Source organism: Candidatus Photobacterium acropomis, assembly GCF_030685555.1.
Taxonomy (GTDB): domain Bacteria; phylum Pseudomonadota; class Gammaproteobacteria; order Enterobacterales; family Vibrionaceae; genus Photobacterium; species Photobacterium lucens.
In genome coordinates this window covers 2,557,853-2,580,327 of the sequence record NZ_CP131609.1, presented here as the reverse complement: position 1 = coordinate 2,580,327, position 22,475 = coordinate 2,557,853, and the positions used below count along the sequence as shown (strand labels likewise).

Below are 22,475 nucleotides of genomic sequence, written 5' to 3'. Positions count from 1 at the left end.
TTAAATGACGCCATAGTGAAGGACTATGATAGATAAACCAACGTCAACTGAAGAAGAAAAGTCAACGTTCATGGCAAAAGTAATGAAGGTTGTGACTTTTGTTGTAGATAAGATCAAAGCGTTTCCACCTATTGATCATTTTATTCGTGCTGCAGATCGCTTTAATGACCGCTTAGGTAGCCAGTTCGGTGCCGCCATTACCTATTTCTCATTTTTGTCATTAATCCCAATCTTAATGGTGTTATTTGCTGCTGCCGGTTTTATTCTTGCGTCTAACGCTTCATTGCTAAATAGCATTATCGATAAAATTGTAGCGGGAGTAACAGATCCTAACTTAGCGACAACACTGAAAAATACCGTCAATATAGCGATTAGCCAGCGTACAACAGTAGGTTTAAGTGGTTTAGCAATTGCGCTGTATTCTGGCGTGAGTTGGATGGGGAACTTACGTGAAGCAATTCGTGCACAAACTCGTGATGTGTGGGAAAGAAAACCAGAAGATAAAGATCATTTCCTTCTGCAATACTTAAAAGATTTCGTTGGTTTGACTGGTTTGGTTGCCGCTTTGATTTTTACCGTAGTATTAACCTCAGTAGCAGGTTCTGCTCAAGCAACCATCGTACATGCATTAGGGCTCGAAGATATAACGTGGTTACGTCCGGTGCTCACAGCAACAGCATTAACCATTTCTATCTGTGCTAACTATTTAATGTTCTTATGGATCTTCTGGATGCTACCAAAGCGTCGATTTAATCGTTGGGCATTAATGAAAGGGACGCTTTTAGCGGCTGTTGGCTTTGAAGCGATTAAGTTTGCGATGACCTTTATGTTACCTAAATTAGCGAGCTCTCCATCAGGAGCTGCTTTTGGTTCAATTATAGGTTTGATGGCGTTTTTCTACTTTTTTGCACGATTGACACTATTTTGTGCCGCTTGGATTGCGACAGCAAATGAACATCGTATTACACCGATCACTGATGAAGAATAACGGCTTTATTCTGTTATGAATACAAGAAAGGATGACGCTATGTCATCCTTTTTTATTACACTCTGCAATATTGAGTTGTTTTAGAAAATGGCTGATTTGGCTAACTTGAAGACCAATTCTTGGCTCGATGAACTTACGGCGGATCATGGCATAGCTGACTGTTGCAATAGCGATGGCAATAAAGGCATTGATATTGAGTACAATTAAAACCAGGCTAACAATACCAATATAGGCGATGCTATAACCGATCACTTGGTTTTCATTATGTTGGAGATGGATGCCACAGTTCTCACAGGTAAAAGAGAGGGTATCTTGGTTGAGTGTTGGTACTGAGGTTTTATGCTGACAGCAAGGACAAGTTTTCTTCATTTTATTACCTTTAATAGACTTACAACGCCAGATATGCGAACTACATCCTTGTCTATATCAGTGGTGTCATATTACTGAAGGTAGGAGTATCGTTTGACTGAGTAATGTAAAAACTTTGTCATGGTATAGTTAACTGATTAATATATTAATAATGATTCTGTATTTATAGCAATAGTTTTTCATGCTAGATATGAAGCTAAATACAAAGGAGTGTATGTGGATTCAATAACTCAAGCTGCATTAGGGGCATCTGTTGCAGCGGTTGTGGCTGGACGTCACTGTAAGCCTAAAACATTATTGATTGGTGCTGCGTTAGGGACGTTACCTGATTTAGATGTTTTTATTGATTATGGTGATCCTATTTCAGATACGGTGAAGCACCGTGGCTTTAGCCATTCACTTTTTGTGTTGTTACCATTCTCTTTATTACTCACAGCATTGTGGCATCACTATCGACCTACAGTATTATCATTTGGTCGATTATGGCTCTTAGTTGCCGCATGTTTGATCACACATCCATTACTTGATTCCTTTACCACTTATGGCACGCAACTGTTTTGGCCTTTAGATAACAGTATTGCGGTATCGAGTATTTTTATTATCGATCCACTCTATACATTGCCTTTGCTTATCATGCTGATTGCAAGCTTGATGTGGCGCGAGAAAATGGCAAAACTCTGTGGTATTGGACTTATCATTTCAATGACTTACTTAGCATGGTCAGTCGTTGCTTATAAGGTCATAGAGCATCGTATTGAGCAAGAATTAAAGCACACACCGTTAGCTAATAAGCCCATGTTTATCAGTCCAACCCCGTTTAATACGGTACTGTGGCGGTTTATTATTCTTGATGGTGATAAATATTATGAGGGCTTTTCATCTTTGCTCGATCCAAAAGATGATGATGGTTACCCTATACAATGGGCGCAGCGAGAACGAGGTACGCTACCGTTAAAACAGCCTTCAAAGCATGTTGCAATGCTAACCAAGTTTGCGAGAGATTTCGTTCAGTATCAAACGATTGATGATCAATTAGTGGTGACAGATCTGCGATTAGGATTAATCGAATATTTGCCATTTCGTTTTATTGTTGCCAAGCAGTCACCGCAGCAAGATTGGCAATTAATGACCCCGATAAAAATGGAAGAGCGAAAAGTGAAACCCAAGCACCTTCCTGCATTATGGCTACGTCTATTAGGCAGCCAAGATGTGAATGCCGATCTATGCCATATCAATGAATGCCCCAGTAAAACTGTTATAAAAACGTAAATATAACGTTTCTTTCACTGTTTTCTTATGTGTTGATTTAGTAATGCTAATAGGCTTTTTTCGCTGTGCGAGTCACAGAGATGAAAGCCTATTTTTTCACCTGTTTAGACTGTGATTGTTATCAATAAACACTAAGCGAAATATTGCGACCTTACCCCTAGAGATGGATTTTATATTGAATTAACAGGGAGAAGGGTAATGTTGTACCTTGAGTTTATATTCCTACTTATCGTGCTTTATGCCGGTAGTCGGTTTGGTGGTATCGGGCTTGGTGTTGTATCTGGATTAGGTTTGTTGGTGGAAGTGTTTATCTTCCGTATGCCACCAACATCACCACCGATCACTGTGATGCTGATTATTTTGGCGGTAGTGACATGTGCATCGATCCTTGAAGCCGCTGGTGGCTTAAAGTACATGTTGCAAGTTGCAGAGCGTATTCTACGTAGTAATCCAAAACGTGTGACTATCGTAGGTCCATTAGTCACTTACGTGATGACATTCATGCTAGGTACGGGTCACGCAGTGTACTCAATCATGCCAATCATTGGTGATGTGGCACTGAAAAATGGTATTCGTCCTGAGCGACCAATGGCTGCATCTTCTGTCGCATCGCAATTAGCGATCACGGCGAGTCCTATTTCTGCCGCTGTAGTGTATTATCTTGCTCAACTTTCGGGCATTAATGAATCTATTAGTTTGTTATCTATTTTGATGGTAACTGTGCCTGCGACTTTGGGCGGTACGTTATTACTGTCTCTGTATAGCTTACGTCGTGGTAAAGAGCTCGCTGATGATCCTGAGTATCAACGTCGTTTAAATGACCCAGTTTGGCGCGATCAAATTCTGCATACCACTTCAACATCATTAAATGAAGAGTTACCAAAATCAGCCATGCATGCGGTAATGCTGTTTATTTTAGCGTTAATCACGATTGTCATTGTCGCGATGGTACCGGAAATTCGCACGATTGGTGATGCAAAACCTATTTCTATGTCATTGATTATTCAGATGATGATGTTAGGTTTCGGTGGTTTAATTCTATTAGTAACGCGTACCAATGTGCAGAAAGTACCAGAAGGGGTGGTATTTAAATCTGGTATGGTCGCTGCGATTGCGATTTTTGGTATTGCATGGATGAGTGATACATATTTCCAGTATGCAATGCCATCGTTTGAATCAGGCATTACGGAAATGGTTCAGCAGTATCCATGGACGTTCGCACTAGCGCTATTTATTGTATCAGTGGTCGTTAACTCACAAGCAGCAACAGCACGTATGATGTTACCTGTTGGTTTAGCGATGGGATTAAGCCCTGCGTTATTAATTGGTTTAATGCCTGCTACATATGGTTACTTCTTTATTCCTAATTATCCGTCAGACATTGCAACCGTGAACTTTGATGTAACGGGCACAACGAAAATTGGTAAATGGTACTTTAACCATAGCTTTATGATGCCAGGTTTAATTGGTGTGGTATCAGCTTGTTGTATTGGTTACGCCATTGCACAAGTACTTATTTAATAAGGATTTATGAGTTTTTGAAAGGCATCCGTTGGGTGCCTTTATTGTATTTACTCTTACCTGAGAAGTTTGCTGTAATTCTGATGTCTATTTAGAATAATTAATAGTTAAAATGAATAATTATTCTTAGGTTAATAATTAAGTGTTTCAAATTGTACAGTATGATTTCCATTTCATTTTTTTAATTGACTGTATTTAAAGTAATTTATTTATTATTTGCTGTTTTTTACATATTTGTTGGAATTTATTGTTCTTGATTGCTTTTTTATTATCAGCATAATGCGCGCCGTTTAACTTGGATTTACGAATTTATTCATATCGGAGATAAAAATGGCTGCTGATAATAATTACAGTTTAGGGCCTGTACCCCTTACCGCTCGAAAGGGTGTCGCTTCACTGACAATGGTCATGTTAGGTCTCACTTTTTTCTCCGCTAGCATGTGGACCGGTGGTTCACTGGGTACTGGACTATCATTTGACGACTTCTTCCTTGCTGTTCTCATCGGCAATCTTATCCTCGGTATTTACACTTCTTTTCTTGGCTATATTGGTGCTTCCACCGGACTTTCTACCCATCTTCTAGCTCGTTTTTCTTTTGGTATTAAAGGTTCATGGTTACCGTCTGCATTGCTTGGTGGTACACAAGTTGGCTGGTTTGGCGTTGGTGTTGCGATGTTTGCGATCCCTGTTCATAAAGCTACAGGTATTGATACCAATGTATTAATTGTCGTATCCGGTATATTGATGACGGTTACTGTGTACTTTGGTATGTCTGCATTAATGATCTTATCTGCTATTGCAGTACCTGCCATTGCATTGTTAGGAAGTTATTCTGTTGTTGAAGCCATTGAAAGCATTGGTGGTGTCGATCAGTTAAAGATGATGAAACCAGTCGAGCCTATTGATTTCACGGTAGCACTTGCAATGGTTGTTGGCTCATTTGTGAGTGCGGGAACGTTAACCGCAGATTTCGTTCGCTTTGGTAAGAAGCCTAAATCAGCAGTACTCGTGACCATGGTTGCTTTCTTCTTGGGTAATTCGCTGATGTTTATCTTTGGCGCAGCAGGGGCCGCAGTAACAGGACATTCTGATATTTCTGAAGTGATGATTGCACAAGGGCTATTGATCCCTGCCATTATCGTATTAGGTCTTAATATTTGGACGACCAATGATAATGCGCTTTATGCTTCAGGCTTAGGCTTTTCAAATATCACGGGGTTACCGAGTAAGTATATTTCAGTGGTGAATGGTTTGATCGGCACACTTTGTGCGCTATGGCTTTATAACAATTTCGTGGGTTGGCTAACATTTCTATCGTTAGCGATCCCTCCAATTGGTGGTGTGATCATTGCGGATTTCTTTATCAACCGTAAACGCTACCAAGATTTTACTAAAGCAGAATTTAAAACAGTTAATTGGGCTGGCATGTTAGCGATAGCTATCGGTGTTGTGGCAGGACATTTCCTACCGGGGATTGTGCCAGTGAATGCGGTATTAGGTGGTGCAATAAGTTATGTACTACTAAATACAGCAATGAATAAAAAGACACATGCAGCAAAGCAAGTGGCGTAAGGGAAAATGATGACAAGTTTATTGATTAATAATGCGACGTTGCAAAATGAAGCCGGCTTAAAGCAAATTCTGATTGAGAATGGTGTTTTTACACAAATCGTAGATAACCATACCATCACAGATCACCAAGGTGAGATGCTAGATGCCGCTGGTGGCTTAGTCGTAGCGCCATTTTGTGAGCCACATATTCACTTAGATACCACGCAAACAGCAGGCGAGCCTAGCTGGAATATTTCAGGCACCTTATTCGAGGGTATTGAGCGTTGGGCTGAGCGTAAGCCGTTACTGTCGATTGAAGATGTAAAAACACGTGCTAAGCAGACCTTGAAATGGCAAATTGCTAATGGTGTTCAACATGTTCGTACCCATGTGGATGTTTCCGATCCGACCTTGATTGCATTAAAAGCGATGCTTGAAGTACGTGAAGAAATGAAGCCTTGGGTGGATATTCAGATTGTTGCTTTCCCACAAGAAGGGATTTTGTCTTACCCAAACGGTAAAGAGCTACTTGAAGAAGCAGTACAGCTTGGTGCTGATGTTATCGGTGCTATCCCACACTTTGAATTTACTCGTGAATACGGTGTTGAATCGCTGCATTACGTGTTTGAATTAGCACGTAAATATGATCGATTGATTGATGTGCACTGTGATGAAATTGATGATGAGCAGTCACGTTTTGTTGAAACAGTAGCCGCACTGGCACATAAATATAATATGGGCGAGAAAGTAACAGCAAGCCATACCACTGCAATGGGCTCTTACAACGGTGCTTATGCTTCACGCTTGTTCCGCTTATTACGTATGTCAGGGATTAACTTTGTTGCTAACCCGTTGGTAAATATTCACCTGCAAGGGCGTTTTGATGATTATCCTAAACGTCGTGGTGTGACACGTGTTAAAGAGATGCTAGGGGCTGAGATCAACGTATGTTTTGGTCACGATGATGTGTTTGATCCTTGGTATCCGCTAGGTACGGCAAACATGCTACAAGTGCTTCACATGGGTCTGCATGTATGCCAAGTGATGGGGTATGAGCAAATTAATCAATCGTTAGATTTGATCAGCAAAAACTCAGCACGCACCTTAAATATTCAAGATAATTACGGCATTGAAATTGGTAAGCCGGGCAGTTTATTGGTTTTACCTGCTGAGAATGGTTTTGATGCGGTGCGTCGCCAAGTGCCAGTTCAATACTCAGTGCGTCACGGTAAAGTGATCGCGCAGACTCAACCTGCGGTAACGCAAATTCATTTAGAACAATCTGAAAGTGTTACCTTTAAACGCTAATTAGTTTAAAAGATAGCAATAGAGAAAAGGCACCAATCAGGTGCCTTTTTTATTATGAGTTAAATACCCATTATTAATCATCTGCTTGCTTTCGGCGTGGATCTTCTGGAGTTTCATACGGCCAGTAGTGATGACCAACACGAATAAGTACCGTTGCTGCAGCGAGAACAAAAGCGGCTAATGATAGCCAGATAATAAAGGGGCCATCTAGCTCTTTCATGCCAAGCGTGATATAGCGAGCGATTGCCATAATGGCGATATAAATAGGGTACCGTACTGGAATTTTACCATTCGCAACGAACTGCTGAACCATGGCTAAAATTTCCAAATAGATAAACATTAATAGAATATCGGTAAGCAAAATCTTTCTTTCTACAATGACATGCATAAACTCATTAAACATAGCCACAACAGTAGAAAGGGTGATACCGACTAAAAGAATGGCTTCGAGAATATGAAAAACTTTGAGAAAAGGTTTGCTAAACGCTTTAGGTAAATGCGAAGGCATGATAGCTCCAACAAAAGGCAGAAGTTACTTGGGTATAAGTCTACTGCTATTATATGAAGCTATAGCTTTACAGATAGTAAATAGATGTAAAATAAGTATTAAGTGTGTGAAATTTAGCCATAAAAAGAGTAAGTATTCTTGTAATGGCTAAAGTTAATTACCAATCAATACCTTTACGTGCTTTGATGCCACTTTCAAATGCATGTTTTACGTTACGCACTTCCGATACCGTATCTGCAATTTCAATAAGTTTACGATGAGCAGCACGCCCTGTGATGATCACCGATTGCATCGCGGGGCGGTTTTCAATCGCGTGGAGCACTTCTTCTAAATCGATATAATCGTACGTGATCATATAAGTCAGTTCATCGAGCAGCACTACATCAAGGCTTTCATCTGCAAGCATTTTTTTACATTGCTGCCATGTTTCTTGGGCTGCTGCTGTATCGGCGGCTTTATTTTGGGTTTCCCAGGTAAAGCCTGTCGCCATCACAGCAAATTTAACACCGTGTTGCTCTAGCAAGTTACGTTCGCCACAATCCCATGTACCTTTGATAAATTGCCCGACACCACAATGTTGACCATGACCAACTGCGCGCGCCACCATACCAAAACCTGAAGTTGATTTACCTTTACCGTTGCCTGTAATGATCAGCACTAACCCTTTTTCATCTTGGGCGGCATCAATTTTGGCATCTACTTGTTCTTTGAGTTTTTGTTGGCGAGCTTTGTGGCGATCATCCTTGCTCGTTGTATCTGTCATGGAAATTCCTTAAAAATGATAATGGGTCGCAAAAGCTAATAATGTCAGATAGCCTGCGATTTCTGCAAGTTGTTGTGTGGCACCTAAACAATCACCGGTATAACCACCAAGTTGACGTTGGAACCAATAACCACAGCCTTGTCGTACTAGCAGAGTGATAATTGCTAACATAATGGCAATCGGCCAAGGTAATACAAGAAGAGTAATAACCGCAGTTCCTAATAGTATCTGTAGATCACTACGTGTTTGCTGATTGGCTAACGGCTTCACTTTACTGTCTTGATCGGCTCGTACATAAGGGTATGAGAAGATAAGACTTGCAGCCGCGACTCGGCTTAGTGAATGCACCACAATAAAGGCATAAACTGGTAATAAAGGATTTAACTTGGCAAGTTCAATAAGGGCTACCCATTTAATGCCTAATCCCATAAATAGCGCGGCAGCCCCATAAGTCCCAAGCCGGGAGTCTTTCATGATATTGAGCTTGGATTCCACTGTCCAGCCACCGCCAAAACCATCAAATACATCAGCCAATCCATCTTCATGAAAAGCACCGGTGATGAGTAATCCACTGATCATGGCTAATGCTATCGCAACGGAAACGGGAAGCAGTATCGAACTAACTAAATAGACGCAGCTAACAAGTAGGCCGACAACAATACCAATGACACCAAAATAACGATTAGCGTGGTTTAATCGCTCTGTGGTAAAAGGTGTCTCTTTGGGGATCGGGATACGAGTGAAAAAAGCCAAGGCAACGAGAAATAGCTGCCATTGGTATTGCCAGCCGTTTGAGACATCTTGGCTTTGTGCTTTATCTGTGTTCACACTGTGACTCCGGCGTCATCGAAGCTTGCCATATCATTGTAAAAAGCACAGGCTGATTTTACTAATGGCAGAGCGAGCACCGCACCAGTGCCTTCACCAAGGCGTAAACCAAGGTTAAGTAAAGGCGTTGCATTTAAATGTTGCAGCATACGGTTATGTCCTGCTTCTTCCGAGTGATGACAGAACACCAAGTAATCTCGCACATTGGGATTAATTGCGACAGCTAGCAGTGCTGCTGCTGTAACAATAAAACCGTCAATGAGGATTATCATTCGACTTTCAGCTGCTTGTAATATACCACCGGTGATTTGGGCAATTTCAAACCCACCGACAGCAGCAAGTACTTTCATCGGATCGCCTGTACATTCATAGTGATGTTTGCAAGCAAGGCGGATCAAAGACAGTTTCTTTTGGAACTGGCTGTCATCAATTCCCGTACCATGACCAGTGCACGCTTCGGCAGGAAGATTAAGCAGTAATGCCATAATAGCGGCTGCACTACTGGTATTTCCGATCCCCATTTCGCCAAAAGCAACAAGGTTAGAGCCTGATTGATGAAGTGACTTCACAACATGAGCACCAGCATCAATACCTTGTTGTGCCGTTTCTAGTGACATTGCATCTTCAGCGCTGAAATCTTTTGTGCCTTTACCTAAAGATTGCTTGATTAGAGCGGGATGATTGTCGATCTCTCCTAAAATCCCTGCATCAATGATCTTCAGCGCCATATCATTACTTCGACAAAAACAGTTTGCCGCAGCGCCGCCAGCGAGAAAGTTATGCACCATTTGAGTGGTGACTTCAGCAGGAGCAATACTGACACCGTGTTGTGATATCCCATGATCAGCAGCAAAAATTAGCAAATGAGGGTTAGTGACCGTGAGTGTGTCTGATTGCTGGATCAGTGCAATTTGCTCAGCAAGAGATTCTAATTGTCCCAATGCACCTAATGGTTTTGTCTTATTATCAATGCGATGTTTGATTTGTTTTGCTTGAGATTTATCTATAGGAGAAATGGTAAACACTGTCATTATCCTTTGCCGAATGTTTCACTATTAATTGTTTAATGCAGTTATTGTTCCAGAAAAAGGAACAGAAAGGGAGAAGGAATAAAGCAAATGAATGAAAAGATAGATAATAGATAGAAAACAGCCCACTGAGGTAGTGGGCTGATTGGTATATTAACCTAGTACGTCAGAAGCGACTTTATAGGTTGGATCTTCCAGAACATTCACTTCTACTAAGTTACCTGCTTTTTGTAGTAGCTTACGGCACTCAGGACTTAAATGGCGAATGTGGATTGTTTTATCACGGTTAGCGTAACGTTCAGCAATGGTATCAATCGCTTCGATAGCTGAGTGGTCTGCAACACGTGATTTAGCAAAATCAATGATCACTTCTTTTGGATCATTCGGCGCATCAAACAACTCTAGGAAATGCGAAACAGAGCCAAAGAATAGTGGGCCGTTCACTTGGTACACTTTTGCGTCATTTTCATCAATGTAGCTTGATGCGTAGATGTGTTTTGCATGGTTCCAAGCAAACACAAGTGCAGAGTAAATCACACCGACTAATACCGCGACAGCAAGGTCAGCAATAACGGTTACACCTGTTACGAGAATAATGGTAAAGAAGTCATGCTTAGGCACTTTACGCATCATCTTAAAGCTTGCCCACTCAAATGTGCCGATCACAACCATGAACATCACACCAACAAGTGCTGCAAGTGGGATCATTTCAATAAATGATGAGCCAAATAGAATAAATAACAGTAAACCGATGGCTGCTGTGATACCTGATAAGCGACCACGACCACCAGAGTTAATGTTGATCATTGACTGACCAATCATCGCACAACCACCCATCGCACCAAATACTGAACAGGTAATGTTTGCAACACCTTGACCGACACACTCACGGTTACCTTTACCGCGGGTATTAGTCATTTCATCAATTACTGTCAGGGTTAGTAGTGATTCAATTAAACCAACAGCTGCCAAAATTAATGAATATGGCAAGATGATTTTTAGAGTCTCTAGGTTAAAGCCTACATCAGGTAAAGCAAACGTTGGGAGAGAGCCTGCAAGTGTTGCATTGCTATCACCACTCATGGTGCGAACAAAATCAATCACGGTGCGAGATTCTAAACCAAGTACATGAACTAACGCAGTCACGGTCAGAATGGCAACAAGTGAAGAGGGTACCGCTTTGGTTAGCTTAGGTAAGAAGTGGATAATCGCCATCGTTAATGCGACTAAGCCTAACATGATGTAAAGCTGTGTGCCGTGCATCCATTCTAAGCCACCGTTAACAGAAGGTACTTTAAATTGACCTAATTGGGCTAAGAAAATAACAATCGCAAGACCGTTTACAAAACCTATCATAACAGGGTGTGGCACCATACGGATAAATTTACCGAGGCGGAAGACACCTGCAAGGATCTGTAATAGACCTGCTAGCATAATGGCTGCAAATAGGTATTGGATACCATGCTCAGCAACTAGGCTTACCATAACCACGGCCATTGCGCCGGTTGCACCTGAAATCATACCAGGACGACCACCTAGAATAGCGGTGACTAAGCCGACAATAAATGCAGCGTACAGACCAACCATTGGGTCGACACCTGCAACGAAGGCAAAAGCAACGGCTTCAGGTACTAGTGCAAGCGCTACAGTTAAACCTGAAAGAACGTCATTTTTGACGGATTGATGTGTTTTTTGGGGAAAATCTAGCATGAGAGTTAATAATTCTTCTATTATTCGCTGTATGAAATTGGCGCATTTTGGTTAACAGAATGCTACAGAAAGTTGTTATTTGCATCAACTTTAGTTGTCTTATTACGACATTTACTCTGGTTACAAGCAAAAATTTAGAAGCATATGTAATAATCAAACAGAAAGTGCGCTGAAATTGACTCAAATTTAGAAAATAAAAAAGCCATGCAAAAGCATGGCTTTTTTGTCAGTGTTAACTTAGCGCTTAATCAAATAAAGGTTTCGTCATTGGTGCAGCTGCACGATTTGTTGCTGTTTGGCTACCGGCTGGGCGTGCGTTTGCAAGCTCGCGTAATGGTGCCGCTTCAACGACAGTCGCTACAACATTCTCTTCTGGTGCAGGTGCTTTCGCCATACCAGAAACTGCATGGAAACCGCGAGGAGACGTTGCCATAACCGCAGCTTTAGTCGCAAGCTCAACGACATTGTTGTCTGCTTTTTCAACTGATGCAGTAGGCTCAACTGACGCTGGTTCAATAACTTCAGGCTCAGCAACTACAGCTTCAACAACGTCTGGTTGTTCAATGATAGCAGGAGTCGGCTCTTCTGTTACTGTTTCAGTCGTCGCGGTCTCTACTACCTCAACGGCTGCAGGCTCTGCTTTAAAACGAGGGAAAACTTTACCCATCGCCATTTCAGGCATTGCCACACCAGATAGCTGAGTGCGTTGTGCTTCTACTACAGCTGGTTGTGCTTTTGGTTCAACAACTGGCGTGTTAATGATGATGTCATTAACTTCTACTTCGTCGATGATTTCAGCTTCAACACATGGAGCCACGATTGTTTGCTCTACTGCTTTTTCGACAACTGGCACTTCAACAGAAGGTTTGATACGAGACCAAACTTTACCCATTGCCATTTCAGGAGATGCGACACCTGTAGCAGGGCGAACAGCTTTTGGTTTTTCAACAATAGAAACTACATTTACCATATCGCTGATCGAATCAGTTGCATCAACAACAGCATGCTCTACAGCATCAGCAACGCTGTTTTCCACTGGTGCTTCAGCATTTGCAAACTCAGGTTTTTCAACACGAGTATCACGCATACGGCGACGACGTTGACCACTTGCACGTAAGTGACGTGGAGAGCGACGGTTACGACGTTGAGTACCTTCTTGCTCAGTATTTTCACCTTGCTCGTTTGCAGCAACAGGCTCTTGCTCAGGTTGGTTTTGCGCCTCTTTAGCAATGCTTGTACCTAGTGCCATCAATGGAGATGGTGTTTTCTCTACTACAGCTTCAACGTTTTCAACAGCATTTTGCTGCTCTGCACGTGTTTCTACATCGTCAGTAATACGGACTTTTTTACGTAATTGACGACGTTGACGACGTTGTTTCACCTTAACGGCTTTCTCTTCGTTGTCACGCTGTGCATCTACCGTGTTTTGATCCGTTGCTTTTTGCTCATTTTGTTGCTGGCGTTGCTGCTTTTGAGCTTGAATTTCTTCTTTACGAGCTTGGCGTTTTTGCTCTTTCGCTTCATCGTTATTACGATTTTGGCGAGGTGCTTTTGCTGCCTTCTCGTTTTGTTGCTGACGGTCTTGACGGTTTTTGTCATTACGGTCGTTGCGACGACGATTCTGGCGTTGCTCGTTGTTACGCTCTTGGCGTTCACCGCTGTTGTCTACATCGTTATCTTGACGATTATTACGACGATTGTCTTGACGGTTGTTGCGGCGGTTGTCGTTACGGTCATTACGACGGTTATTGTTACGACGGTTGTTGCGATTGTTATCTTGCTCTGGCTTCGCTTCTACTTGTTTCTCTTGCTGTGGCTCTGCACTGCCAGAGAAGAAAGATGCTAAAGCAGTAAAGAAGCGGCTCAGTAGACCTGGCTTCTGTGCTGTTGCTGGTTTAGTTACAGCAGCAGGTGCAGGTTTTGTTGCTGGTTTCGCTACAGGAGCTGGCTGTTTAGGCGCAGTAAAACCTTGAAGTACTGGCTCTTCACGTTTCTTAACGATACGCTCAGGCTGCGGAGACTCAATAGCTTCAGCTTCCTTCATTGCTTCAAGTGCTTTCGGTATGTGGTAAGAAAGCGTATCTTGCTCTTCACCTTCACGTACACGTAGCACTTCGAAGTGTGGTGTTTCCATGTTTGCGTTTGGAACAATAACAACACGAACACCATGGTATTTTTCAATGTGCTGTACAGAACGACGCTTTTCGTTAAGTAGGTAAGAGGCTACAGGTACAGGAACAATCGCTAATACTTGCGCACTGTTGTCTTTTAACGCTTCTTCTTCAATTAAACGTAGGATAGAAAGAGATAGCGACTCATTATCACGAACAACACCAGTACCCGTACAACGAGGACAAACGTGGTGGCTTGCTTCTGCTAGAGAAGGGCTTAGACGTTGACGCGACATTTCAAGTAGACCGAAACGTGAAATTCGACCGATTTGAACGCGTGCACGGTCCATACGAACAGCTTCACGTAGACGGTTTTCAACTTCACGCTGATGGCGTACAGGTGTCATATCGATAAAGTCGATAACCACAAGACCACCTAAGTCACGAAGACGTAATTGACGTGCAATTTCATCAGCCGCTTCTAGGTTAGTTTGTAGTGCTGTCTCTTCGATATCGCCGCCCTTAGTTGCGCGAGCCGAGTTGATATCGATAGATGTTAATGCTTCTGTTGGATCAATAACGACAGAGCCGCCAGAAGGCAAACGAACTTCACGCTGGAACGCTGAGTCGATTTGGCTTTCGATTTGGTAGTGGCTAAATAGTGGTACTTCACCTTCGTAACGCTTAACACGAGATAAGAAATCAGGACGAACTAATTTAATATGATCACGTGCACGGTCGAAGATTTTCGGGCTATCGATCAGAATTTCACCAATGTCACGGCGTAAATAATCACGAATAGCACGTGCAATAACGTTACTTTCTTGGTGAATTAGAAACGGTGCAGGTTGAGAATCTGCTGCTTCTTTTACTGCGTTCCAGTGGTTAAGTAGAACGTTTAAATCCCACTCAAGTTCTTCACCTGATTTGCCTACGCCTGCAGTACGAACAATTAGACCCATACCTTGTGGTAGTTCTAACGTGCTTAGTGCTGCTTTAAGTTGGGTGCGCTCTTCACCTTCGATACGACGAGAAATACCGCCAGCACGAGGGTTATTAGGCATAAGAACAAGGTAACTACCAGCTAAAGAGATGAAAGTTGTTAGGGCTGCACCTTTGTTTCCGCGTTCTTCTTTATCAACTTGCACGATAACTTCTTGGCCTTCTTTAAGGACTTCCTTGATGTTAGGACGACCTTGGTAAGAATAGTTGGCAGGGAAGTAATCTTTCGCGATTTCTTTAAGAGGAAGGAAACCATGACGCTCTGCACCATAGTCAACGAACGCTGCTTCCAGACTTGGTTCGATGCGAGTGATGCGGCCTTTGTAGATATTTGCTTTTTTAGATTCGTGACCTGGGCTTTCGATATCAAGATCAAATAGCTTTTGGCCATCAACTAATGCGACGCGCAACTCTTCCTTCTGAGTTGCGTTAATCAACATTCTTTTCATTATATTGTACTCATTTATTGTCGTTGTATTAGTACGCTAATTACATCTACTTTTCGATGGCGCCGGACTCCAAGACTGATTGTACGGTTGCAACCTCACGGTTGGAAATTCAGGAGTGCTTTTTGGCCACACTTATCAGCCAACTGCATGTGAGATGGTTAGATCTGAAATATACAGCTGGTATCACCACACTTAAGTGGTTGTATCTGTCACATCAAAAAAAAGTGTAATTTGACGTACTAAAAAAAACTCCGATAACCCTAACGTCTTACGCCATCTGCTGCGTTTGTTATCTGAGTTGTATAAAAAATAGCCGTTAAGGTGAGTTCATGCTCGCCTTGTCAGTGAAATAGGCAAAAAAACCTATCTCAGCACACAATGATAGCAGGCTCACTTTTTTGCGGCAATCTGCTTTATTTGCGTGATACAATCATACCCATGACAGAAGATAAACCTAAAGTGCAATTCATCGACATTAGCGATGATTTTGCAGGCCAGCGGATTGATAATTTTCTCCGCGCAAGGCTTAAAAACGTACCCAAAAGCATGATTTACCGCATTTTGCGCAAAGGCGAGGTGCGAGTAAACAAAAAACGTATTAAACCTGAATATAAATTGCAGGATGGTGATCTAGTACGCGTACCGCCAATTTTTGTTCCTGAGAAAGAAGAACAAGAGCAGGTGAGTACCAAATTAAATAAAGTGGCAGAATTAGAACATTGCATCATTTATGAAGATGATCACATGTTGATTCTAAATAAACCCTCAGGAACGGCAGTTCATGGTGGTAGCGGCTTAAAATTTGGTGCGATTGAAGCGTTACGAGCATTACGTCCCGATGCACGTTTCTTGGAACTGGTTCACCGTATTGACCGAGATACTTCTGGTATTTTATTGGTGGCGAAGAAACGTTCTGCGCTGCGTAAACTGCAAGAGCAATTTAGAAATAAAACGGTGCAGAAATATTACTTTGCCTTAGTGATGGGGGAATGGAAGGCAAGTTGCAAGAAAGTCACTGCGCCACTGTTGAAAAATGAAGTGAACAGTATCGTACGCGTAAATCCACAAGGTAAGCCGTCTGATACACGCTTTAAGGTATTAGAGCGTTTCCCTCAGGCGACATTAGTACAAGCAAGCCCTGTGACAGGCCGTACGCACCAGATCCGTGTGCATTGTCAATATGAAGGGCATCCAATTGCGTGGGATGATCGTTATGGCGACCCACGATTTGATGCTTATACCAAGAAAACAGGGTTAGGACGTTTATTCCTACATGCGGCTAATATCAAGTTTACTCACCCTAATACGGATGAAGCAATGGATATCAGCGCGCCAATGGAGCCTGTACTTGAGCGATGTCTGGCAAAATTGCGTCAAATGTAAAACAAGAAGGCGGGCTACAATGCTCGCCTTTTTATTATGTGAACGATACTCGCCGGTTACAAAACAGAGATACCTTCATTGGTTAACATTTCAGTCAGTGCAATCAAAGGTAATCCAACTAAGGTATTGGGATCGCGACCTTCTAACTTATCAAACAGAGCAATGCCTAAGCCTTCGCTCTTAAAACTACCTGCGCAATACAGTGGTTGCTCTTTTTCTACATAGTTTTGAATTTGCTGTTCGGTTAGAGATTTAAAGTGAACATGGAAAGGTTCACAAATCACCTGCGCTTGATTTGTTTTTGCGTTGTATAAACAAAGCCCAGTATAAAAGGTAATAGTTTTGCCACTGGCTGCTTTGAGCTGTAAACATGCATTTTCAACTGTGTGCGGTTTGCCTAGAATTTTTTCATCAATGACACAGACTTGATCTGAACCGATGATTACATGTTCAGGGTAACGACTAGCACATGCCTTTGCTTTTAGTTCGGCAAGGCGACATACCAAGTCTTGTGCAGATTCATTATTTAGTATGGTTTCATCTGTTTGTGGATCAGCAGTTTCAAATGGCAGCGATAGTTTTTCTAATAATGCTTTACGAAATGGGGAAGTAGAAGCAAGCAATAATGGTTGTGTCATAAGCTTAGGATACAAATGATTAGGGTTGAGATTAACGCTATCATAGCTGAATTCACAAGCTTTGGGCGGTATCTTTTGTATCCATAGTTGTTGTGCTGTAATCATTGAGAGCTTGTTGTCTCTGCTTACGTTTCAGTGTATGTTCGCGAACATAATTCGGTGATGCTGATTTCTGTTGAATTTGTGACAATGTATAAGTTCGCTTTTAAAGCAGATTACGCTGACATTTAGCTATTCTTTAAGCAAAGGTGAGTGTTATTTCATCGATTGTAATGATGTCATCAAGTGGTTGAGTGGCAGACATTTATAATTTTATTACTGAGATGTGCTGTATAAGCGTTTTGTAATTTTCATCACAGCATGAGAATTGGTCAAAAGCTGTTAATTCACACACATTTCCTTTGACTCAAACAGACTATAAGGCTAATATTCGCGCCCTATGCAAAAGGTAAAATTGCCGCTAACGGTAGATCCAGTACGCGCAGCACAAAAAAGACTCGACTATGATGGCATCATCAAAGCCGAGATTTTGTCTCGTTTAGCTGAATCAACCCAGAGCGTAATAAGTGATGCAAACGTCAACTTGTCTTTTGACCTTGACCAACGTCGTATCCCTTTCATCAGCGGTATCGCCGATGTAGACGTGATGTTGACCTGTCAGCGATGTCAGGGAGAGTTTCCACATCATATTCATGTGGAATTCTGTTATAGTCCGGTTCGCAACGAAGAAGCCGTAGATGAGTTACCGGAAGCCTATGAGCCGGCTATTGTCGACGAAAATGGCGAGATCAACTTGATTCAACTCGTTGAAGACGAATTGATTCTGGAATTACCACAAGTCGCAATGCACGACGATGCTGATTGTAATATTGGCTCGAAGAACATGTCTTTTGGTGAGATCCCCGTTGCTGATGAGCGTCCGAATCCGTTTGCAGTATTGAAAAATCTTAAGAGTTAAATTTAACAGGAGTAGGGTTAATGGCCGTACAAAAGAGCAAAAAATCACGTGCAGCACGTGGTATGCGTCGTTCACACGATGCGCTAACTACAGCAGCAGTTTCTGTAGATAAAGCATCTGGTGAAACTCACCTACGTCACCACGTGACAGCTGACGGTTTCTACCGTGGCCGCAAGGTTATCAACAAGTAAGGTTGAACCTTGATGGGTCTTACCGTTGCACTTGATGCAATGGGCGGGGATTTCGGTCCTCAAGTAACAGTGCCTGCCGCCGTGCAGGCACTGTTGCATTCGCCTGAGCTCAAACTGATTCTTTTTGGTGATCTGAGTGCAATCACAGCACAATTAACTCTCCTCAATAAGCTAAATCATCCTCGGCTAACTATCGTGCATTGCGATAACGTCATAGCCAACGAAACACGACCATCACAAGCGCTTCGTCATAGTAAAGGTTCATCCATGCGCATGGCTTTAGATGCGGTGGCAAGTGGTCAAGCCGATGCTTGTGTTAGTGCCGGTAATACCGGTGCGCTAATGGCTCTTTCTCGTTATGTGTTAAAGCAATTACCTGGCGTTGAACGACCTGCATTAATTTCTGCTATTCCTAACCGTGGTGAACATCCTACGTGGTTGCTTGATCTAGGGGCTAACGTCTCTTGTGATGCAGATACCTTATTCCAATTTGCCGTAATGGGATCTGTATTGGCGGAACAATCATTAGGCGAAAAACCGCGTGTAGCTTTGCTTAATATTGGCGAAGAAGAGATCAAAGGTAATGATTTGGTCAAACGTTGTGCAGAGATGTTGATCCAATCTCCTGATATTAATTATGTTGGTTACGTTGAAGGACATCAGCTTTATTCAGATAAAGCGGATGTGATCGTGTGTGATGGTTTTGTCGGTAATGTGAGTTTGAAGACCAGTGAAGGGGTCGCAAATTTATTTATCGAACGGATAAAACACGCCATTGGTCGTAACCCAATTCGACGCATTATTGCTAAATGGCTGTTTAGTGAGCTATTTGATGGCTTACAGCAGTTGAACCCCGACCAGTATAACGGTGCAAGTCTGTTAGGATTGCGCGGTATTGTGGTGAAAAGCCATGGAAGTGCTGATACTGTCGCTTTTGCCAATGCGATAAGCGAAGCGGTTTACGAAGTTAAACGACAAATACCGAACAAAATCAGTGACCGTTTAGAAGAGGTCCTACTCGAGAGGCACTATTAGTCTTCATGTATAGCAAAATTCTAGGAACAGGCAGCTACCTGCCGCAACAAGTGCGCTCTAATGCGGACTTAGAAAAAATGGTAGAAACAAGTGATGAGTGGATCGTAGCACGAACAGGTATTCGTGAACGCCGTATTTCATCTGAAGATGAAACTGTTGCTGTAATGGGCTACCAAGCATCATTAAAAGCAATTGAAATGGCGGGCATTGATAAAGAAGATATCGATCTGATTATCGTTGCAACGTCAAGTGCAAGTCACACATTCCCATCAGCAGCTTGCCAAGTGCAAGGCATGTTAGATATTAAAGGCTGTCCTGCATTTGATCTATCTGCAGCATGTACTGGTTTTGTGTACGCGTTAAGTGTTGCTGATCAGCATATTAAAACGGGTATGGCAAAAAATGTGTTAGTGATCGGTTCTGATGCATTATCTCATTGCTGTGATCCTGAAGATCGCTCAACCATTATTTTATTTGGTGATGCTGCAGGTGCTGTTGTTATTGGCGCAAGTGAAGAGCCTGGCATTATTTCAACGCATCTATATGCTGATGGTCATTTTGGCGGTTTATTAAGTCTTGCTGTCCCTGAGCATGGTAAAGACTTTGATCCAAATAAGTGGCTTTACATGGCAGGTAACGAAGTATTTAAAGTAGCGGTGACACAGTTATCGAACTTAGTAAAAAGTACGCTTGCTGAAAATAATATGGATAAGTCAGAGTTAGATTGGCTGGTACCTCACCAAGCGAATATGCGCATTATCTCTGCGACAGCGAAGAAACTGTCAATGTCGATGGATCAAGTTGTTGTTACGCTTGATCGTCATGGTAATACGTCAGCTGCAACAGTCCCAACAGCATTAGATGAAGCGGTACGTGATGGCCGTATTCAACGTGGCCAAACTTTATTATTAGAAGCGTTTGGTGGCGGTTTCACTTGGGGTTCAGCATTGGTGAAGTTTTAATCTAGTAAGATAAAACCTTCCAAATAGCTAAATTGCATCTATTTTTTAGTGCATTAAAACTAGTAAGCGATATATTAGTTTTAATGCATATTAATCGACTAATGATTAGTCAATAAAGAAGGATTCTCGAATGTCTAAGTTCGCGATTGTTTTCCCAGGTCAGGGCTCTCAAACCGTTGGTATGCTAGCTGAGTTAGCAGAACAATTTGATGTGGTTAAAGAAACGTTCTCTGAGGCATCTGATGCGCTAGGTTACGATCTTTGGGCACTAGTTCAAAACGGTCCAGCGGAAGATTTAAATCAAACACAACGTACTCAACCTGCATTGTTAACAGCATCTGTTGCAATTTGGCGTGTATGGCAACAACAAGGTGGTGAGCAACCAACTGTTCTTGCAGGTCACAGCCTAGGTGAATACTCAGCACTAGTATGTGCTGGTGTTATCGATTTTAAAGCGGCGGTTAAATTGGTTGAGCTTCGCGGTCAACTGATGCAAGAAGCAGTACCAGCAGGTGTTGGTGCAATGTCTGCAATTATCGGTCTTGATAACGATGCAATTGCGAAAGCATGTGAAGAAGCAGCACAAGGTGAAGTTTGTTCTCCTGTTAACTTTAACTCACCGGGTCAAGTTGTTATTGCGGGTAATAAAGAAGCCGTAGAGCGTGCAAACGTTTTATGTAAAGAAGCTGGCGCTAAGCGTGCATTGCCTCTTCCTGTTTCAGTGCCATCTCACTGTGCACTGATGAAGCCTGCTGCAGATAAACTAGCAGTAGCACTAGAATCTATCGAATTTAACGCACCATCTGTCCCTGTTATTAATAACGCAGATGTGGCGACGGAAACTGATCCAGCAGCGATTAAGCTTGCGCTTGTTAAACAACTATACAGCCCAGTTCGTTGGACGGAGTCTGTAGAGCGTATGGCTGCTGAAGGTATTGAAGAGTTACTTGAAATGGGCCCAGGTAAAGTACTTACTGGCCTAACTAAGCGTATTGATCGCGCACTTGGCGGCGCTGCAGTTAATGATATTGCTTCATTAGAAGCAGCAATGGCTAAGTAGTCATTCAGCTTTAAAGAGGAATAATAATGAGCCTGGAAGGTAAAGTTGCACTAGTTACTGGTGCAAGCCGTGGTATCGGTCGTGCTATCGCTGAAATTCTAGCAGAGCGTGGCGCAACTGTGATTGGTACTGCAACATCTGAAAGTGGTGCAGAAGCTATCAGCGCATATCTTGGTGATAAAGGTAAAGGTCTTGCATTAAACGTAACCTCACCTGAATCAATTGAAGCTGTTCTTGCACAAATTAAAGCAGATTTTGGCGATGTTGACATTCTCGTGAATAACGCTGGTATCACTCGTGATAATCTACTGATGCGTATGAAAGACGATGAGTGGCAAGATATCCTTGATACCAACCTAACATCGATCTTCCGTCTATCTAAAGCAGTGCTACGTGCAATGATGAAAAAGCGCAATGGTCGCATCATCAGCATTGGTTCTGTGGTAGGCACAATGGGTAATGCGGGTCAAACGAACTACGCAGCAGCAAAAGCTGGCCTATTAGGTTTCACTAAATCAATGGCACGTGAAGTAGCTTCTCGTGGTATTACAGTGAACGCAGTAGCGCCTGGTTTTATCGAAACCGATATGACTAAAGCCCTTAATGATGACCAACGTGCAGCAACGCTTGCAAACGTACCTGCTGGTCGTCTAGGTGATCCGCGTGAAATTGCAGCAGCAGTTGCATTTTTAGCCTCTGATGAAGCTGCTTACATAACGGGCGAAACTTTGCACGTTAACGGCGGTATGTACATGATTTAATCAAAAGATTTGCAATACTTGATGACCCACGTCAAACTGGTCAGGTTTTGTGGTAAAATCGTGGTTTGACCAGCACTATGAG

General features: G+C 42.4%; 20 protein-coding genes. 12 read left to right on the top strand and 8 right to left on the bottom strand.

Annotated features, from left to right (window positions below):
* Positions 1-25: 25 nt before the first annotated feature.
* On the top strand, positions 26-988 hold the full coding sequence (gene yhjD, locus Q7657_RS18710; RefSeq protein WP_107165353.1) for an inner membrane protein YhjD: 963 nt from the start codon (positions 26-28) through the stop codon (positions 986-988).
* 42 nt (positions 989-1,030) lie between these two features.
* On the opposite strand, the gene Q7657_RS18705 is transcribed toward yhjD, so the two are convergent.
* A complete protein-coding gene (locus Q7657_RS18705; protein WP_107165352.1) occupies positions 1,031-1,357 on the bottom strand; it encodes a hypothetical protein in 327 nt (108 codons plus the stop codon).
* A gap of 216 nt (positions 1,358-1,573) precedes the next feature.
* Here Q7657_RS18705 and Q7657_RS18700 point away from each other — a divergent pair, with 216 nt between their 5' ends.
* The 4 genes from Q7657_RS18700 (at position 1,574) to Q7657_RS18685 (ending at position 7,006) form a co-directional block, all read left to right on the top strand.
* Entirely contained in the window at positions 1,574-2,626 is a 1,053-nt protein-coding gene (locus Q7657_RS18700) for a metal-dependent hydrolase (protein WP_107165351.1), read from the top strand.
* A 198-nt stretch (positions 2,627-2,824) separates the two neighbouring features.
* Positions 2,825-4,147, top strand: coding sequence for an anaerobic C4-dicarboxylate transporter (locus tag Q7657_RS18695; protein ID WP_023931694.1), 1,323 nt, complete (start codon positions 2,825-2,827; stop codon positions 4,145-4,147).
* Between the two features lie 330 nt (positions 4,148-4,477).
* Complete coding sequence (gene codB / locus Q7657_RS18690; RefSeq protein WP_107165350.1) at positions 4,478-5,719, top strand: cytosine permease; 1,242 nt, start codon at positions 4,478-4,480, stop codon at positions 5,717-5,719.
* A gap of 9 nt (positions 5,720-5,728) precedes the next feature.
* Entirely contained in the window at positions 5,729-7,006 is a 1,278-nt protein-coding gene (locus Q7657_RS18685; RefSeq protein ID WP_107165349.1) for a cytosine deaminase, read from the top strand.
* Positions 7,007-7,079: 73 nt separating this feature from the next.
* Here the strand turns inward: Q7657_RS18685 and Q7657_RS18680 are convergent, their stop codons facing one another.
* From Q7657_RS18680 to rne, 6 genes are all read right to left on the bottom strand, one after another.
* The gene (locus tag Q7657_RS18680; RefSeq protein WP_053986897.1) at positions 7,080-7,514 is read right to left on the bottom strand and encodes a phosphate-starvation-inducible protein PsiE; all 435 of its coding nucleotides are present in this window, start codon (positions 7,512-7,514) and stop codon (positions 7,080-7,082) included.
* A 157-nt stretch (positions 7,515-7,671) separates the two neighbouring features.
* Positions 7,672-8,277, bottom strand: coding sequence for a cob(I)yrinic acid a,c-diamide adenosyltransferase (gene cobO, locus Q7657_RS18675; protein WP_107165348.1), 606 nt, complete (start codon positions 8,275-8,277; stop codon positions 7,672-7,674).
* Between the two features lie 9 nt (positions 8,278-8,286).
* Complete coding sequence (locus Q7657_RS18670) at positions 8,287-9,105, bottom strand: adenosylcobinamide-GDP ribazoletransferase (RefSeq protein WP_107165347.1); 819 nt, start codon at positions 9,103-9,105, stop codon at positions 8,287-8,289.
* Positions 9,102-10,136, bottom strand: a complete 1,035-nt coding sequence (gene cobT, locus Q7657_RS18665; RefSeq protein WP_181319791.1) for a nicotinate-nucleotide--dimethylbenzimidazole phosphoribosyltransferase — start codon at positions 10,134-10,136, stop codon at positions 9,102-9,104. The genes Q7657_RS18670 and cobT overlap by 4 nt, the downstream gene beginning before the upstream one ends.
* Before the next feature lie 150 nt (positions 10,137-10,286).
* Positions 10,287-11,843 carry a SulP family inorganic anion transporter gene (locus tag Q7657_RS18660; RefSeq protein WP_107165346.1) on the bottom strand — a complete coding sequence of 519 codons (1,557 nt, stop codon included), beginning with the start codon at positions 11,841-11,843 and terminating at the stop codon, positions 10,287-10,289.
* A gap of 244 nt (positions 11,844-12,087) precedes the next feature.
* Positions 12,088-15,405, bottom strand: coding sequence for a ribonuclease E (gene rne / locus Q7657_RS18655; RefSeq protein ID WP_107165345.1), 3,318 nt, complete (start codon positions 15,403-15,405; stop codon positions 12,088-12,090).
* A 438-nt stretch (positions 15,406-15,843) separates the two neighbouring features.
* On the opposite strand from rne, the gene rluC reads away from it, so the two are divergent.
* Complete coding sequence (rluC, locus tag Q7657_RS18650; RefSeq protein ID WP_053986892.1) at positions 15,844-16,788, top strand: 23S rRNA pseudouridine(955/2504/2580) synthase RluC; 945 nt, start codon at positions 15,844-15,846, stop codon at positions 16,786-16,788.
* Between the two features lie 56 nt (positions 16,789-16,844).
* Here the strand turns inward: rluC and Q7657_RS18645 are convergent, their stop codons facing one another.
* A complete protein-coding gene (locus tag Q7657_RS18645; RefSeq protein WP_107165580.1) occupies positions 16,845-17,426 on the bottom strand; it encodes a Maf family protein in 582 nt (193 codons plus the stop codon).
* 439 nt (positions 17,427-17,865) lie between these two features.
* On the opposite strand from Q7657_RS18645, the gene yceD reads away from it, so the two are divergent.
* The 6 genes from yceD (at position 17,866) to fabG (ending at position 22,393) form a co-directional block, all read left to right on the top strand.
* A complete protein-coding gene (gene yceD / locus Q7657_RS18640; protein WP_008987491.1) occupies positions 17,866-18,384 on the top strand; it encodes a 23S rRNA accumulation protein YceD in 519 nt (172 codons plus the stop codon).
* A gap of 20 nt (positions 18,385-18,404) precedes the next feature.
* Positions 18,405-18,575: a 50S ribosomal protein L32 gene (gene rpmF, locus Q7657_RS18635; RefSeq protein WP_005368719.1), complete on the top strand. Its 171-nt coding sequence runs from the start codon at positions 18,405-18,407 to the stop codon at positions 18,573-18,575.
* Between the two features lie 9 nt (positions 18,576-18,584).
* Complete coding sequence (plsX, locus tag Q7657_RS18630) at positions 18,585-19,610, top strand: phosphate acyltransferase PlsX (protein ID WP_161118494.1); 1,026 nt, start codon at positions 18,585-18,587, stop codon at positions 19,608-19,610.
* A gap of 5 nt (positions 19,611-19,615) precedes the next feature.
* Positions 19,616-20,572: a beta-ketoacyl-ACP synthase III gene (locus tag Q7657_RS18625; protein ID WP_008987489.1), complete on the top strand. Its 957-nt coding sequence runs from the start codon at positions 19,616-19,618 to the stop codon at positions 20,570-20,572.
* 130 nt (positions 20,573-20,702) lie between these two features.
* Entirely contained in the window at positions 20,703-21,632 is a 930-nt protein-coding gene (fabD, locus tag Q7657_RS18620; RefSeq protein WP_053986889.1) for an ACP S-malonyltransferase, read from the top strand.
* 26 nt (positions 21,633-21,658) lie between these two features.
* Positions 21,659-22,393 carry a 3-oxoacyl-ACP reductase FabG gene (gene fabG, locus Q7657_RS18615; RefSeq protein WP_053986888.1) on the top strand — a complete coding sequence of 245 codons (735 nt, stop codon included), beginning with the start codon at positions 21,659-21,661 and terminating at the stop codon, positions 22,391-22,393.
* The last annotated feature ends 82 nt before the right edge of the window (positions 22,394-22,475 follow it).

Bases quoted from the DNA above. Each gene is read 5' to 3' on its own strand.
- Q7657_RS18705 (WP_107165352.1), bottom strand. From the start codon at position 1,357: ATGAAGAAAACTTGTCCTTGCTGTCAGCATAAAACCTCAGTACCAACA.
- yceD (WP_008987491.1), top strand. From the start codon at position 17,866: ATGCAAAAGGTAAAATTGCCGCTAACGGTAGATCCAGTACGCGCAGCA.
- Q7657_RS18625 (WP_008987489.1), top strand. From the start codon at position 19,616: ATGTATAGCAAAATTCTAGGAACAGGCAGCTACCTGCCGCAACAAGTG.
- Q7657_RS18680 (WP_053986897.1), bottom strand. From the start codon at position 7,514: ATGCCTTCGCATTTACCTAAAGCGTTTAGCAAACCTTTTCTCAAAGTT.
- Q7657_RS18685 (WP_107165349.1), top strand. From the start codon at position 5,729: ATGACAAGTTTATTGATTAATAATGCGACGTTGCAAAATGAAGCCGGC.
- Q7657_RS18645 (WP_107165580.1), bottom strand. From the start codon at position 17,426: ATGACACAACCATTATTGCTTGCTTCTACTTCCCCATTTCGTAAAGCA.
- Q7657_RS18660 (WP_107165346.1), bottom strand. From the start codon at position 11,843: ATGCTAGATTTTCCCCAAAAAACACATCAATCCGTCAAAAATGACGTT.
- fabG (WP_053986888.1), top strand. From the start codon at position 21,659: ATGAGCCTGGAAGGTAAAGTTGCACTAGTTACTGGTGCAAGCCGTGGT.
- fabD (WP_053986889.1), top strand. From the start codon at position 20,703: ATGTCTAAGTTCGCGATTGTTTTCCCAGGTCAGGGCTCTCAAACCGTT.
- rne (WP_107165345.1), bottom strand. From the start codon at position 15,405: ATGAAAAGAATGTTGATTAACGCAACTCAGAAGGAAGAGTTGCGCGTC.
- codB (WP_107165350.1), top strand. From the start codon at position 4,478: ATGGCTGCTGATAATAATTACAGTTTAGGGCCTGTACCCCTTACCGCT.
- cobO (WP_107165348.1), bottom strand. From the start codon at position 8,277: ATGACAGATACAACGAGCAAGGATGATCGCCACAAAGCTCGCCAACAA.
- Q7657_RS18695 (WP_023931694.1), top strand. From the start codon at position 2,825: ATGTTGTACCTTGAGTTTATATTCCTACTTATCGTGCTTTATGCCGGT.
- rluC (WP_053986892.1), top strand. From the start codon at position 15,844: ATGACAGAAGATAAACCTAAAGTGCAATTCATCGACATTAGCGATGAT.
- yhjD (WP_107165353.1), top strand. From the start codon at position 26: ATGATAGATAAACCAACGTCAACTGAAGAAGAAAAGTCAACGTTCATG.
- cobT (WP_181319791.1), bottom strand. From the start codon at position 10,136: ATGACAGTGTTTACCATTTCTCCTATAGATAAATCTCAAGCAAAACAA.
- rpmF (WP_005368719.1), top strand. From the start codon at position 18,405: ATGGCCGTACAAAAGAGCAAAAAATCACGTGCAGCACGTGGTATGCGT.